The sequence below is a fragment of the Nonomuraea sp. NPDC052265 genome (genome assembly GCF_044547985.1).
In the GTDB taxonomy this organism is placed as follows: Bacteria; Actinomycetota; Actinomycetes; order Streptosporangiales; family Streptosporangiaceae; genus Nonomuraea.
In genome coordinates, this window is the sequence record NZ_JBIUBJ010000006.1 from 419,446 (window position 1) to 434,683 (window position 15,238).

General features: G+C 73.9%; 9 protein-coding genes. 8 read left to right on the forward strand and 1 reads right to left on the reverse strand.

Annotation, left to right across the window (positions count from 1 at the left end; all coding sequences use genetic code 11):
• Window positions 1-77: 77 nt before the first annotated feature.
• From ACIHAD_RS21405 to ACIHAD_RS21440, 8 genes are all read left to right on the forward strand, one after another.
• A complete protein-coding gene (locus tag ACIHAD_RS21405; RefSeq protein ID WP_397356275.1) occupies window positions 78-2,435 on the forward strand; it encodes a family 20 glycosylhydrolase in 2,358 nt (785 codons plus the stop codon).
• 300 nt (window positions 2,436-2,735) lie between these two features.
• Window positions 2,736-4,160 (forward strand): serine hydrolase domain-containing protein, encoded by a 1,425-nt coding sequence (locus tag ACIHAD_RS21410; RefSeq protein WP_397356276.1) that lies wholly within the window; start codon window positions 2,736-2,738, stop codon window positions 4,158-4,160.
• Window positions 4,161-4,328: 168 nt separating this feature from the next.
• Window positions 4,329-6,386 carry a dipeptide ABC transporter ATP-binding protein gene (locus ACIHAD_RS21415; protein WP_397356277.1) on the forward strand — a complete coding sequence of 686 codons (2,058 nt, stop codon included), beginning with the start codon at window positions 4,329-4,331 and terminating at the stop codon, window positions 6,384-6,386.
• Entirely contained in the window at window positions 6,383-7,333 is a 951-nt protein-coding gene (locus tag ACIHAD_RS21420) for an ABC transporter permease (protein WP_397356278.1), read from the forward strand. The genes ACIHAD_RS21415 and ACIHAD_RS21420 overlap by 4 nt, the downstream gene beginning before the upstream one ends.
• Window positions 7,330-8,226 (forward strand): ABC transporter permease, encoded by an 897-nt coding sequence (locus ACIHAD_RS21425; RefSeq protein ID WP_397356279.1) that lies wholly within the window; start codon window positions 7,330-7,332, stop codon window positions 8,224-8,226. The genes ACIHAD_RS21420 and ACIHAD_RS21425 overlap by 4 nt, the downstream gene beginning before the upstream one ends.
• Before the next feature lie 79 nt (window positions 8,227-8,305).
• Window positions 8,306-10,168 (forward strand): ABC transporter substrate-binding protein, encoded by a 1,863-nt coding sequence (locus ACIHAD_RS21430; protein ID WP_397356280.1) that lies wholly within the window; start codon window positions 8,306-8,308, stop codon window positions 10,166-10,168.
• Window positions 10,165-11,439, forward strand: coding sequence for an erythromycin esterase family protein (locus ACIHAD_RS21435; RefSeq protein WP_397356281.1), 1,275 nt, complete (start codon window positions 10,165-10,167; stop codon window positions 11,437-11,439). The genes ACIHAD_RS21430 and ACIHAD_RS21435 overlap by 4 nt, the downstream gene beginning before the upstream one ends.
• Window positions 11,436-13,514 (forward strand): prolyl oligopeptidase family serine peptidase, encoded by a 2,079-nt coding sequence (locus ACIHAD_RS21440; RefSeq protein WP_397356282.1) that lies wholly within the window; start codon window positions 11,436-11,438, stop codon window positions 13,512-13,514. The genes ACIHAD_RS21435 and ACIHAD_RS21440 overlap by 4 nt, the downstream gene beginning before the upstream one ends.
• Here ACIHAD_RS21440 and ACIHAD_RS21445 read toward each other — a convergent pair.
• Window positions 13,492-15,156, reverse strand: coding sequence for a helix-turn-helix domain-containing protein (locus ACIHAD_RS21445; RefSeq protein WP_397356283.1), 1,665 nt, complete (start codon window positions 15,154-15,156; stop codon window positions 13,492-13,494). The two genes, ACIHAD_RS21440 and ACIHAD_RS21445, sit on opposite strands and share 23 nt — an antisense overlap.
• Window positions 15,157-15,238: the final 82 nt, after the last annotated feature.

Here is a 15,238-nt window from a genome sequence, read left to right on the forward strand (position 1 = left end):
TTATTTCCGATCTCTTGACGTAAATCGGTGAGGGTGATCACACTTTGCGATATCCCCCCGCCTCCCGAAGGAGTCCGATGCGCCGACACCTCCTGACCGCCGCGCTCGTGGCCGCGGCCCTGGGGCCCGCGCCGAGCGCGTACGCCGCCGTCGAGCCCGTCAACCTGGCCCTCGCGGGCACCGCCACCGCCTCCAGCGTCGAGCTGGACCGCGCCGACTTCGCCGCCGCGCACGTCAACGACGGCGACACCGCCACCCGCTGGTCCTCCAAGTACGCCGACGACAACTGGGTCCAGGTACGCCTGGACGCGCCGGCCAAGATCGACCACGTGACCCTGCGCTGGCCGAACGCCTGCGCCCGCGACCTCGTCCTGCAGACCTCCGCCGACGGCGTGACCTGGACCGACGTGGCCGCGCTGCAACGCGACACCTGCCCGCGCACCGACGTCATCGACGTGGCCTCACAGGCCCCCGTCTCCTATGTCCGGATGCAGGGCAGGAAGCGCTGGGCCTCCTACGGCTACTCGATCTCCGAGTTCGAGATCTGGGACCGGCCGCCCGCGCCGCCCCAGCCCGTCCTGGGCCTGCTGCCGAAGCCGGTCGCGCTCCGGGAGCACGGCGGGACGCCGTACACGCTGCACAAGAACACCCGGGTCATCGCGGCCGGGCAGGACGCGCGGGCGCCCGCCGAGTACCTGGCCAGGGCGCTGCGCCCGGCCACCGGCTACCGCCTGCCGGTCGTCACCGCCGGGGACGGCCCCACGCCGATCGTCGTCGAGGTCGGCCCCGGCAAGGGCCCGGCCGGCCACGAGGAGGAGGGCTACCGGCTCACCGTCGCCCCCGGCCGGATCGCCCTCACCGCGAGCACGGCCGCCGGCGCGCTCAACGGCGTCCAGACGCTGCGCCAGCTCTTCCCGCAGTGGATCGCGTCCGACTCCGTCGTGCCCGCCTCGTGGACGGCGCCCGCGGTGACGATCACCGACTACCCGCGCTTCGCGCACCGGGGCATGATGCTCGACGTCGCGCGCAGCTTCTACCCGGTGGCGGAGGTGAAGGCCGCGATCGACGCCGCCGCCCAGTTCAAGATCAACCGGCTGCACCTGCACCTCACCGACGACCAGGGCTGGCGCATCGCCGTCGACGACCCGGCCTCCAACCCCTCGGACATCGACTACGGCCTGCTCACCCGGGTCGGCGGCGCCACCGCGATGACCGACCGGGGCACCGAACCGGGCATCACCGGCTTCTACACCAAGGCCGACTACACCGAGATCGTCCGGTACGCGGGGGAGAACGGCATGACCGTCATCCCCGAGATCGACCTGCCCGGTCACGTCAACTCGGCGCTGCACTCCGTCCCGCAGCTCAACACGGCGGGCGCGCAGCCGCGGCTCCAGCCGGGCGAGGCCACCGTGCCGCACAACGGCACCGGCGCGGTCGGCTACTCCTCGCTGGACGCCGCCGCCCCCGTCACCTACGAGTTCGCCCGGCACGTGCTCGCCGAGATCGCCGCTATGACGCCGGGCCCGTACCTGCACATCGGCGGGGACGAGGCGCACGTCACCCCGCACGCCGACTACGTCAGGATGGTGGACGCGTTCACGGCCGCGGTGAAGGGCCTCGGCAAGACCGTCGTCGGCTGGAACGAGTACGCCGGAACCGCCCTGCCCCAGGGAGAAGCCGTCGTGCAGTTCTGGAACGGCAACCTGGCCGCCGTCGCCAAGGCGGTCAACGAGCGCGGGGCCAAGGCGATCCTGTCCCCGGCGGCCAACACCTACGTCCCGCAGAAGCAGGACCCCCGCCAGCCGCAGGGCGGCACCTGGGCGTGCGGCGGGGTCTGCGGGCTGGACCGCCACTACAACTGGAACCCCGGCACGTACGTGCCCGGCGTCGCGGAGTCGTCCGTGCTGGGCGTGGAGTCGGCGATGTGGGGCGAGTTCATCAGGCGGCTCGGCCAGGCGCAGTACTACTCCTTCCCGCGCCTGATCGCGACGGCCGAGGTCGGCTGGACCCCGCAGGACCAGCGTGACTACGCCGGGTTCAGCACCAGGTTGTCGGCGGTCGGCGGCCGGCTGACGGTCGCGGGGACCAACTTCTTCCCCACCGCCGACGTCCCGTGGCGGCTGCAGGTCCTCGGCCGGCCCGTCACCGTCCGCGCCGGACGTCCGGCGGGGGCCACGTGGACGGTCACCGCGCCCGGCCACGCCGCGGACGGGCTCAAGGCGTCGATCGCCTGGAGCGACGGGGTGACGGAGGAGGTCACGCTGACCACGCCGCGCGCGGCGAGCATCCCGGACATGCGGGTCAACGACGCCTTCACGGCCCGGTCGGACCGGTCGTTCGCCGGGGCCGGCACGTACAGCGGCACCTTGACCGTGCGGCCGACCGGCCTCGCGCCGGTGCAGGGGGCTCTGACGGTCACCGTGAAGGACTGAGCCGCGACGCGGGCCCCGGCCTCCGGGGCCCGCACCCGGCCTCCCGTCCGGCCTTCAGCGGGACGGGAGGCGGCGGCGCGCTGCTGCCTTTCTCCGGGGGTGACATGAGCTGTGCTCATGCGGCTTGTGAGCGGAACATCGCATATGACAGAGAGTCAGGCAGTACTGAAATATCCATCACAGATCACATCGGTCTGGGTCGTTCCGACGAAGAAACGGACCAGGCATAGTGGCAGCGGACGAACCTGACGGTTGCCGTCGGCTCTAGGGTCGGGCGGAGTCGAGCCAGGGGGGACACCGGTGCCGGAGCTGGAGGAGATCGGTGCGTGGCTGCGTCACCGGCTGGCGGGGCTGCTCGCCGAGAACCAGGTGCCCGGGGCCGCCGTGGCGGTCTGCGCGGGCGGGGAGACGGTCGAGGTCGCGGCCGGGACGCTGAGCACGGCCACGGGCGTCGAGGCCACCACCGGCTCACTGTTCCAGATCGGTTCGATCACCAAGGTGCTGACCGCGACGCTGGCCATGCAACTGGCCGACGAGGGGCGGCTCGACCTCGACGCGCCCGTGCGCGCCCACCTCCCGGAGTTCCGGATCGGCGACGAGCGGGCCGCGCGGCGGATCACCGCCCGGCAGCTCATGTGCCACGTCGCGGGCTTCGAGGGGGACGTCTTCACCGACACCGGCAAGGGCGACGACTGCGTCGAGCGCTTCCTGGACGTCCTGCACGAGGTGCCGCAACTGTTCGAGCCCGGCGAGATGTTCTCCTACAACAACGCCGGCTACTGCGTGCTGGGCCGGATCGTCGAGGTCCTACGGGGCAAACCGTTCGACGCGTGCCTGCGGGACCACCTGCTCACGCCCCTCGGCATGACCCACGCCGCCAACGACCCCTACGAGGCGATCGTCCACCGTACGGCGGTGGGACACGTCCAGCGCACGCCGGACGGCCCGTACGAGCCGACCCCGGTGTGGGCGCTGGCCCGCTCGAACGCGCCCGCCGGGTCGATGCTGGCCATGCGCCCGCGCGACCTGCTGGCCTTCGCCCGCATGCACCTCGACGGCGGCCTCGGCCCGGACGGCGCCCGCGTGCTGAGCGCGGAGAGCGTCAGCGCGATGCGGCGGCCGCAGGTCACGCTGCCCGACATCGCCCAGGGCACGGCCTGGGGCCTCGGATGGGAGCTGTTCGACCTGCCCGGCGGCGCGGTCTTCGGCCATGACGGCAGCACCGTCGGCCAGTCGGCGTGCCTGCGCGTGGTGCCCGGACGCGACGTCGCCGTGGTGATCGTCGCCAACGGCGGCCGGTCGCGGCCGGTGTTCGCCGAGATCGCCGGTCGCGTGCTGGGCGAGCTGGGCGGGGTCGAGCTGCCCGCGCCCCCGGCACCCGCCCCGGCCTCCGCGCCGATCACTGTGCCGATCACTGTGCCGTCCGCCGTGCCGTCCGCCGTCGCCGCCCGCTGTGCCGGCACGTACACGTCGAGCACGTGCGAGACGGAGGTGAGCCTCGACGCGGCGGGACGGCTGTGGCTGCGGCGCACGCCCGTGGGCATCACCGCCGAGCTGGACGAGGTGCCGTACCGCACCGAACTGGCCGCCTGGCGCGGCGACGTGCTGCTCCCGCTCGAACCCGAGCGCGGCGTGCACGCGCCGATCGCCTTCCTCGGCGACGACGGCACGGGCCGCGCCCTCTACCTGCACGACGGCCGCGCCGACCGCCGCACGTCCGCCTGAGGCACCCGCACCGGAAGGGCCCGCCCGCGCCGCGCCGGGCGGGCTCTTCCCATGCCCGCCCCCGCCCTGCCCACCCGCCGATCAGTTGGTACGCCCGGACGAACCCGGCCCCCAACGTTCGATGACCGCGACGAACACCGCCGGGGGCGCGGGTCCCACTATCGTCGGATGGATTTGGAGAGCGATCGCGTGCTGGCGATCCGGGATCTGTCGGTCGAGATCCGGCGCGGTGACAGGGTCGTCCGCCCGGTCTCGGACGTCAGTCTGGTGCTGAACCGCGGCGAGACCCTGGGGATCGTCGGCGAGACCGGGTCCGGCAAGTCCATGACCGGTCTCGCGATCATGGGCATGCTGCCGGCCGGCGGCCAGGTCACCGGCGGCTCGATCGACTTCGGCGGCGAGGAACTGGTCGGCCTGCCCGCCGCGCGCTACCGGACCCTGCGCGGCAACGAGATCGCGATGGTGTTCCAGGACTCGCTGACCGCGCTGAACCCCACCCGGCGCATCGGCGAGCAGGTCGCCGAGCCGGTACGGCTGCACCACGGCGCCTCCCGGCGGGCCGCCCGCGAACGCGCCGCCGAGGTGCTCGCCCTGGTCGGCCTGCCCCGCCCGGCCGAGCGCATGGACGACTACCCGCACCAGCTCTCGGGCGGCATGCGGCAGCGCGTGATGATCGCGATGGCGCTGGCGTGCGAGCCGCGGGTCGTCATCGCCGACGAGCCGACCACGGCACTCGACGTCACCATCCAGGCCGAGATCCTCGACCTCCTGGACGACCTCAGGTCCCGGCTCGGCATGTCGATGATCCTCATCACCCACGACATGGGCGTCATCGCCCGGCACGCCGACCGCGTCGGCGTCATGTACGCCGGCCGCCTGGCCGAGACCGCCCCCACCCCCGTGCTCTTCACCCGGACCCGGCACCGCTACACGCACGCGCTGCTGTCCTCGATCCCCTCGCTCACCCACGACCGGGACGAGCGGCTGTTCAGCATCCCCGGCGCGCCGCCCGACCTGACCGCGGCCGGGCCCGGCTGCCCGTTCGCGCCGCGCTGCGACGCCGCCACCGACCGATGCCGCGAGGAGCGTCCGGCCCCCTCGGCGGAGGACGGCGGGCACGTCCACGCCTGCCACCACCCGGCCTCCGGACCGGCCGACCGGGTCCAGGCCCGGTTCGTCACCCGCCCGGCGGCGTCCCCGGAGCGGGCGGCGGCGCCGCGGTTGCGCGTCGTCGATCTCCGGCGCGAGTACCCGGTCGGCGGCGGGGGTCTGTTCGGCGGGCGCCGCACCCTCAAGGCGGTCTCGGGCGTGAGCTTCGAGGTGGCGGCGGGGGAGACGTTCGGGCTGGTCGGAGAGTCGGGCTGCGGGAAGTCGACCCTGGGCAGGATGCTCGTCGCCCTCGACCGGCCCACCTCCGGCGAAGTGATCTTCGACGGCGAGCCGGTCAGCCGGATGAGCGCGCGGGCGCTCGGCCCGCGCCGCGGCCGGCTGCAGATGATGTTCCAGGACTCCGGCGCCGCCCTCGACCCCCGCATGCGCATCGGCACGATCCTGCGCGAACCGATGGCGATCCAGGGCTCCGGCGACCGCGCCCACCGCACGGCCCGCGCCCGCGAGCTGCTGCGGGACGTCGGGCTGCCCGGCAGCGTCATGGACCGCTACCCCCACGAGCTGTCCGGCGGGCAGCGGCAGCGGGTGAACCTGGCCCGCGCCCTGGCCCTCGACCCGGCGGTGCTGGTCGCCGACGAGCCGGTCAGCGCCCTCGACGTCTCCATCCGCTCCCAGGTGCTCAACCTCATGCGCGGCATCCAGATCGAACGCGGCCTCAGCAGCGTGGTGATCTCGCACGACCTGGCCGTCGTGCGCTACCTGGCCGACCGGGTCGGGGTCATGTACCTGGGCAAGCTGGTCGAGACCGGCACCACCGAAGAGGTGTACGGGGCCCCCGCCCACCCCTACACCGCCGGCCTGCTCGCCGCCGTCCCCGACGCGGACCCGGGGGCCCCGCAGCCGGGCGGCGCCCGCGTACGCGGCGAGCTGCCGAGCCCGATCGACCCGCCCAGCGGCTGCCGCTTCCGCACCCGCTGCGCCCTGGCCGACGACCTGTGCGCGCAGGCCGAACCCCTCCCGCGGCCGGTCACCGGCACCCACCAGGTCGCCTGCCACCACCCGCTCCAGCCGCTCGAACCCGCGGCCACCTCGCTGAAGGGAGCCTCCCGGTCATGACCTGGTACGTCGTCCGGCGGCTGGCGATCTCGTTCGTCGTCCTGCTCGGGATCTCCGCGGTGGTCTTCCTGCTGCTGCACCTCGTCTCCGACAGCCCCGGCCGGGTCGTCCTGGGGCAGCGCGCCTCGCCCGAGGCGGTCGCCGACTTCAACCGGCAGCACGGGTTCGACCGCCCGGTCCTCGCCCAGTACGTCAGCTACCTGGGCCAGCTGGCCCACGGCGACCTGGGCAGGTCGTACAAGCTGAACGAGAACGTGGCGACCCTGCTCGGCCAGAACGCGGGCCGCAGCGCGATGCTCTCCGCGGCCGGGCTGGTGCTGGCACTGGTGATCGCCGTGCCGCTCGGCGTGCTCCAGGCGGTCAGGCGCAACAGCGTCGCCGACCGGCTCCTCACGGCCGCCTCCTACGTGCTCTACGCGACGCCGTCGTTCCTGCTCGGGCTGATCCTCATCGCCGTCTTCAGCCAGGCGCTGCCGTTCTTCCCGGCCGAGGCGTCCCAGTCGCACTCGCCGTGGGTCGTCCTCACCGATCCGCGGGCCATGGCGCTGCCGGTCATCACGCTCGCCGCGGCCGGCGTCGCGGTCTTCGCGCAGTATCAGCGTTCCTCGGCCCTGGACCAGCTCGGCCTGGACTACATCAGGGTGGCGCGGGCCAAGGGGCTGCCGGAGCGGCTGGTCCTGCTCCGCCACCTGCTGCGCAACGCCTGCCTGCCGCTGGTCACGCTGGTCGGCACGCTCATCCCCACGCTGCTGGCGGGCAACCTGATCGTCGAGTCGCTGTTCAACTATCCCGGCCTCGGCCTGCTGTTCCTCAACAGCCTGCAACGCGAGGACTATCCGGTGCTCCTCGCCTACACCCTCGTCGGCGGCGTCCTGACCGTGGCCGGCAACTTCGTCGCCGACCTCGTGGTCGCCGCCGCCGACCGCCGAATCGAGCTGAGGAAATGACCACACAGAACGTGGACGCGCGGCCCGAGGCCGAGACGGCCGAGACGACCTCGGCGCGGGAGCGGCCCTCGGTGCTGCGCGGGCTCCGGCGCAGCCCGCTGGGCCTCGCGGGCGGCCTGCTCCTGCTGCTGATCGCCGGGTTCTGCTTCCTCGGGCCGCTGCTCTACCGCACCAACCAGATCGACGTGGACCTGGTCAACGCGGCCCTGCCGCCCGGCCCCGGGCACCCGCTCGGCACGGACGCCAACGGCTTCGACGTGCTCGGCCGGCTGATGGCCGGCGGCCGCCTGTCGTTGCAGATCGGCCTGCTCGCCGCCCTGTTCGCCACCGCGATCGGCACCCTGTACGGCGCGGTCGCCGGGCTGGCCGGAGGCGTGGTGGACGGCTTCCTGATGCGGCTGGTCGACGTCATGCTGTCGGTGCCGTTCCTGTTCTTCGTCCTGATCCTGTCGGCCCGCTTCCACGCCGACGCCCTGTCGCTGAGCCTGGTCATCGGCGGGTTCTCCTGGCTGGTCTCCGCCCGGCTGGTCCGCGGCGAGGTGCTGACGCTGCGGGTGCGGGAGTTCGTGCTGGCCGCGCGGGTGATGGGCGCCTCCCGCCGGCGGCTCATCCTCACCCACCTGATCCCGAACGCGCTCGGCGTGATCATCGTCAACATCACGTTCCAGGTCGCCGACGCCATCCTCGTGGTGGCGGCGCTGGGCTTCCTGGGGTTCGGCCTGACGTACCCGACCGAGGACTGGGGCAGCCAGCTCGCCGGCGGCGTCGCCTACATCTCGGCCGACTACTGGTGGCTGATCTACCCGGTCGGGGGCTGCATCGTCCTGACCGTGCTGGCGCTCAACCTGCTCGCCGACGCCCTGCGGGACGCCGTCGGGCGGCGGGCCGACTGATGCGTTCCGCCCCCCACCGCGAGGCCGCGGCTCCTTCGCCCCGTTCGCGCATCTCCACCCCACACGTAGGGAGCCTGCAATGACGCACGTGTCCGGAAAGCGGCGAGCACGCCTGGCGGTGGCGCTCGCCGCCGCGGTGGCGGTGCTCGCCACAGCGTGCACCGGCGGCGGGGGCGCCGCGAAGGACGCCGCCGCCGGCTACGCCGGCCAGCCGGCGCAGTCGGGCAAGCCCAAGGACGGCGGCACGGTCACGGTCGCGCTGACCCCCGGTCTCAGCCCGAACTACATCTACCCCTATCCGCCGGCCGCCGCCAACGGGACCGTCATCGCCCGCGGCCTGATGTGGCGCTCCCTCTACCGGCCCAGCGGCGAGGGCGACCAGGTGGCCGACGCCGAGCTGAGCCTGGCCGAGCCGCCCGCCTACAGCCCCGACCGCAAGACCGTGACCATCAGGATGAAGGACTACAAGTGGTCCGACGGCACCCCGGTCACCGCCGATGACGCCGTCTTCTCCCTGACGCTGCTCAAGGCGGCGCTCGCGCAGAGCCCGGCCAACTGGAGCTTCTACACCCCGGGCCAGTTCCCCGACGGGGTCACCGCCAAGGCCGCCGCGCCGGACACGCTGACCCTCGAACTGGAGACGGCCTACAACCCGTCGTACCTGATGTCGATGCTGACGCTGCTGTACGTGATGCCGTCCAAGGCGTGGGACATCGACCGCGCCGGCGGCCCGCACCTCGACTACACCAAGCCGAAGAACGCCGCGGCGATCTACAGGTACCTGACGAAGGAGTCGGAGTCGCAGTCCACGTTCGCCACGAACCCGCTGTGGCAGGTGGTCAACGGCCCGTACCGGCTCAAGAGCTTCGACCCGACGACGGGCTCGTTCTCGCTGGCGCCCAACGAGTCCTACAGCGGGCCGGGCGAGTCGCGGCTCGACCAGGTCGACTTCAAGGCCTTCACCTCGGCCGCCGCGGTGCTCAACCAGTTCAAGGCGGGGAACCTGACCGTCGGCACGCTGGACTCCAGCTTCATCACCCAGATCGGCGCGCTGAAGGCCAAGGGGTTCAACGTCTACGGCGCGCCCGCGCCCGCCCGGTTCGACTCGCTGACCATCAACTTCGGCAACACCGTGAACGGCTTCGACAAGATCATCCAGCAGCCGTACGTCCGGCAGGCGTTCCAGCGCCTGATCGACCAGCCGGGCTACATCGCCGGGCGGGGGATCTACAACGGCGCCGGCTCGCCCAACTACAGCACGGCGGGCAGCGGCTCCCCGTACCCGCCGGCGTTCGGCGACGCGCCGCCGTACCCGCACGACCCGGCGGCGGCGGCCGAACTGCTCACCGACAACGGCTGGCAGGTGGTCCCGAACGGCTCCACCACCTGCGTGCGGCCCGGCACCGGGACGGGCGAGTGCGGCGCCGGCATCCCGCGCGGTCAGAAGATCAGCTTCACCCTGGCCTCCGCGAACACCCCCGCCTACGTCGGCGCCCGGGACGTCGCCTTCGCCTCGGCGGCCAAGAAGCTCGGCGTCGAGGTCAAGATCGTCACCAAGTCCCTCACCTACATGTACGCCAACTACGGCAACACCTTCGCGCCCGCCACCAAGAACGACTGGGCGATGCAGGACTACGGCCCGCTCTACCTGGCGGCCGGTTACCCCAGCAGCAACACCGTGTTCAACGCCAAGGGCAGTTTCAACCTGGGCAGCTACCGCGACGAGGAGGTGGACCGGCTCATCGACGCCTCGACCTTCGGCGCCGACGCCAAGGCCCTGTCGGCCGAGGTGACCAGGATCGCCGAGGAGCTGCCGGTGCTGTTCTTCCCGACCCCGCACACCCTGGTGGTGTGGAAGGACACGCTGTCCGGCCCGCAGTCGTCGTTCCGGGCCCTGCTCAGCTACCTGTACACGCCCGAGCTCTGGTACTTCCACGCATGACCCGGGACGCCTTCGCCCGGCCGCTGCGCCACCTCGACCCGGCCGCCGCCGCCCTCGCCGACGCCCGTACGCTGCGGGAGCTGGTCGGCGACGCCAGGGTGGTGGCCGTCGGCGAGGGGGCGCACAACGTCACCGAGTTCTACCAGCTCAAGGACCGGCTGTTCCGCATCCTTGTCCGCGAGCTGGGGTTCTCGGCGTTCGTGATGGAGTCCGGCTTCGCCGAGGGCCTGGCCGTGGACGCCTGGGTCCACGGCGGGCCGGGGGAGGCCGCGGCGGTCGCCCGCGACGGCATCACCTACCGGTTCGGCGAGTGCGAGCCGATGCGGCGGCAACTGCGCTGGATGCGCCGCCGCAACTCCGGCGGCCCGGCGAAGGTCTCCTTCTACGGCATGGACCTGCCCGGCTCGTCCACCTCGCCCGGACCGGCGGTGCGCGCGTGCCTGGACCGCATGCCGGCCGGGCCGGGCGACGAGGAGCTGCTGCTCCTGAGCGACCTGGGAGGCCGTACCGAGGCGGCGATCCGGTACGCGGCCATGCCCGCGACCGGCCGCGCCCGGCTGATCGCGGGGCTGCGCGAGCTGGCCGGGCGCGCGCTTCTGCTGGACGACCCGGTGCTGCGCCGGTGCGCGGCCTCCCTCCAGGCGTTCGCCGACGAGACCGACGAGACCGACGAGACCGAGGGTGACGTGTCGCCGGGCGCGCCCTACCCCCGGGAACGGTTCATGGCCGAGACCGTGCAATGGATCCTCGAACGGGAGGAGCGGATCGTCGTCAGCGCCCACAACTCCCACGTCCGGCGCTCGCCCTTCCACGGGCGGCCGACGCTGGGCGGCCTGCTCGCCGCGTCCCTGGGAAGCGGCCTGGTCGTCATCGGCGCGACCTACGGCTCCGGCCCGGAGGTGCGCTTCACGCAGCGTTCCCCGAGGCCGTTCGACTGCGACGTCTCGCTGGCGGCGCGGACCCTGCCCCCGAACTGCGTCGAGGCGCCGCTGGACCGTCTCGGGCCGCCCGTGACCGTGGTCGACCTCCGCCGCGCGCCGGGCGAGCTGTTCGACGGGATCGACGGCACGCTCGCCGGCGGCGGCCTCGACCCCGTGGACGACTTCCCGGCGGCCTACGACGTCCTGGTCCACGTCCGCCGGGTCAGCCGGATCCCCGGCGCGTTCGAACGGCTGCACGCGGAGTTCGCCGCCGCCGCACCCCCGGACCCCCGGCAGCCCGCCCCTCCCGACCAGCCGTCCGCCCGTTCCCGACCGTCGGAGTCACCGTGACCCTTTCCTACCCGCCCGCCCGCACCGTCGAGGTCGTCGAGGACGTCGCGGGCGTCCGCGTGCCCGATCCGTACCGGTGGCTGGAGCGGGAGACGCCAGAGGTGCGGGAATGGCAGCGGCGGCAGGGCGAGCTGGCCGCCGCCGTCGCCTACGACGGGCAGGACCCGGTCGCCGTACGGGACCTGATCCGGGCCTACGACAGCGGATCCCGCCCGGCCCTGCCCAGGTACGCGGCCGGCCGCTGGTTCCGCCCGGTCACCCCGCCGGGCGGTACGGCGTCCGCCGTGGTCGTCGCCGACCGGCCCTACGGCCCCGGGCGGACGGTGGCCGACCTGGCGAGGTTCGGCGGCGAGGAGAACCCGGCGGTGCTGTCCTGGCTGGCGCCCTCCCCGGACGGCCGCGTCCTGGCCCTCGGCGTGTGCGCCGACGGCAGCGAGCACAACACCATCCGGCTCGTCGAGGTGGACACCGGCCGGCTGCTCGACGCGCCCGGACAGGTCCTGCACAGCGCCTGGGCCGGCGGCGTCTCCTGGACGCCCGACAGCGGCGGCTTCTCCTTCTTCGCGCTCACCGGCCCGCCGGAGGAATTCCGGCAGGCGGTGTTCTCCCACCGGCTCGGGACGCCGGGGGAGACCGTCGTGGAACCGGTCCCGGTCCCGGCGGGCTCGCGGGAGTACACGCTCGTCCAGTTCTCGCCGGACGGCCGGTGGGCGGTGGCCGCGCACCGGGTGGGCAGCCCGATCCCGTGCGCGGTCCGCGACCTGTCGAAGCCGGGGGCGGCGTGGCGTCCCTTCGTCACCCGCTGCGCCGGCACGGTCGCCGGCCACGTCGTCGGCGACCGCTACGTGGCCGTGACCGACGTCGGCGCGCCGCGCGGCCGGGTGGTCGCCATCCCGCTCGACGCCGCCGACCCGGACGACCCCTCGGGATGGGCCGAACTGGTCCCCGAGGGCGACACCGTGCTGCGCTCGCTCACGCCGGTCGGCGAGCACCTGTACCTCAGCGAGTTCGACCGCACGTTCGCCCGCGTCCGGATCATCGACCGGGCGGGCGGCGTCGCCGGGGAGGTGCCCCTGCCCGGCCGGGGCGCGCTCGCCGCCCCCTTCTTCGCGCTGACCGCCCTGGCCACCGGCGTGCCCGCGGCCGACTTCGTCTTCGCCTTCTCCACCCTGACCAGCTCCTGGGGCGTCTACCGGCACCGACCCGGCGAGAGCGCGCCGGAGACCCTGTCGGCCCCGGCGGTCACCCTCGACGCCGAGGTGGAGGCCGGGCAGGCGGTGGCGGCCGACGGGGTCGCGGTGCCGTACCACGTCGTGCGCCCGGCGGGCCTCGACCCGGCGTGGCCCGCGCCGACGCTCGTCTCGGCCTACGGGGCGGCCAACGTGCCCCTCCTTCCCCAGTACCAGCCCGACCTGGCCGCCTTCGTCGCCGCCGGGGGCGTGCTGGTCCAGGCGTATCTGCGCGGGGGCGGCGAGTTCGGCGGCGACTGGTACCGGGCCGCGCACCGGGAGCGGCGGCACGTCCGCGACTCCGACCTCGTGGCGGTCGCCGAGCACCTGATCGCCGAGGGGGTGACGGCCGCCGACCGGCTCGCGCTGACCGGCGGCTCCGACGGCGGGCTCATGTGCGGGATCGCCGTCACCACCCGGCCCGAGCTGTGGCGGGCCGTCCTGCCGCGGGCGCCGCTGCTGGACCTGATCGGCGGCACCCGCGACCCGTACCTCGACTTCGTCATCCGCAAGGCGTGGGCGGACCCGGACGACCCCGAGGAGGTCCGGCGGCTGCTCCGGATGTCCCCGTACGAGCTGGTGCGCCCCGGCGTCTTCCCCGCGCTCTACATCCAGGCGGGGGCGGCCGACCCGCGATGCCGCCCCTGGCACGCGCGCAAGTTCGCCGCCCGCCTCCAGGCCGCCCAGCAGGGGGACGAGCCCGTCCTGCTGCACGTCTTCGACGACGCCGGGCACGGCGCGGCCACCCCCCACGACGTGGCGGTCGCCCAGGACGCCGAATGGCTGGCGTTCCTCATCGGGACGCTCGGCCTGCGCGGCGCGGTCAGTCGTCCGGAGCCGACCTGATCGACATCAGGCGCAGTTGCAGCATGGCCGACAGGCGCGCGTCCGCGGAGCCGAGGTCGAGGCGGCCGACCTCGGCCGCGCGCCGCAGCCGGTAGCGGAAGGTGTTGGGGTGCACGAACATCGCGGCGGCGGCCACCGAGACGTCGCCGAAGGCGTCGAGCCAGGCGCCCAGCGTCTCGGCCAGGCTCGTCTGGTGCTCCTTGTCGTAGGCGACGATCCGGGCGACCGGCCCGCTGGGCACGTCGCCGCGCGGAACGAGGTCGGCCAGCTCCAGCAGCAGCGCGTCCACGTGCACGTCGTCCAGGCGGGCCACCTGCCGGCCGGCGACGCCCGACCGCAGCACGCGCAGCGCCCGGTCCGCGCCCGAACGCGAACGGGCCAGCGCGGTGCTGTCCCCGGCCGGCCGTCCCACCCCGACCAGCGGGCGCAGCCGGGAGCCGACGCGCGACAGGAACTCGGTGGCCACCAGGACCGCGCGCTCCTCGGCGTCCTGCCGGTTCTGCGGCAGCGGCAGGATGCCGTAGGCGACGTCGCCGACCAGCGCGGCGGCGGCCCGCGGATGCACGGCGGACAGGTGCATGGCGAAGGCGTCGGCGAGCCGCTTGCGTTCGGCGGCGAGCTGCGCGGGCAGCGGGCTCTCGCCCGCCGGGCCCACGACGGTGAGCGCGAGGACGACCGCGGGCTCGTCCTTCAGACCCAGGCGGCGCGCGGCCTCCAGGGAGCCGGGCCCGCTCTCCAGCGCGGTGCCCAGCAGCTCGGCCCGCAGCCGCCGTTCCATGTCGGCGTCGGCACGCTGCCACACCATGTGCATCGCCACCAGCTTGGACGCCTCGTAGAGCGCCTGGCTGCGCTCCTCGCCCAGCGGTCCGGGGACGACGACCCAGATCGTGCCGAGGATCTCGTCTCCGGCACGCACCGCGATCGCCGTCCGGGGCAGCGCGGGCGGCTGGACCGTTCCGTCGGGGTCGGGCAGGGGGGCCACGAAGACGGGCCGGTCGCTGCGGTAGATCGCCTGGAACACGCCGCGTTCCTCCAGGATGCGGGTGTACTGCTCCGGGACCTGCCGGCCCAGGATCGTGCGCACGCGGGAGGTGTCGGTGTCCTCCTGGCGGCTGGAGAAGGCCAGCAGCCGCGAGTTGCGGTCCTCGATGGTGACCGGCGCGTCGAGCAGCGCGGCGGTGGCGTTGGCGACGGCGAACAGGTCGCCGGACCGGATCCGGCCCGAGGCGTGGGCGTCGGGGTCGAGCCGGCCGCCCTCGGACGTCAGCTCGCGCAGCATGCCCGCCAGATGCGTCCAGGACGCGCCCCGGGCGAAGGCCAGCACCGCCACGCCCGCCCGGCCCGCCGCCGCGACGAGCCGTTCGTCGGCGACGACGGGCGCGCGGACCACCAGCGCGGCGGCGCCGTGCCGCCCGAGCCGGGTCACGACCCGCGCGATGTCGGCCGGGTCGTGCAGGCCGACGCCGAGGACCAGCGCGTTGCCGGGCAGCTCGGGCTCGTCGAGCGGGTCGTGGATGACGACGCCGCCGATGTCCTGGGCGGCCCCGGCGTCGCCGCAGACGACGTGGAGCAGGGTGGTACCGAGTTCCTCCAGGACGCGGCCCAGGCTGGCACGCGGGAGGCCGGTCATGGCGACGAGCACGTTCCCGAAGCTAGCGCCGCCCCGGTGGCGTGTCGTTCGTCCGGCATGACGAAATGCTACCGTCCGATCCGTCGAAACGGAC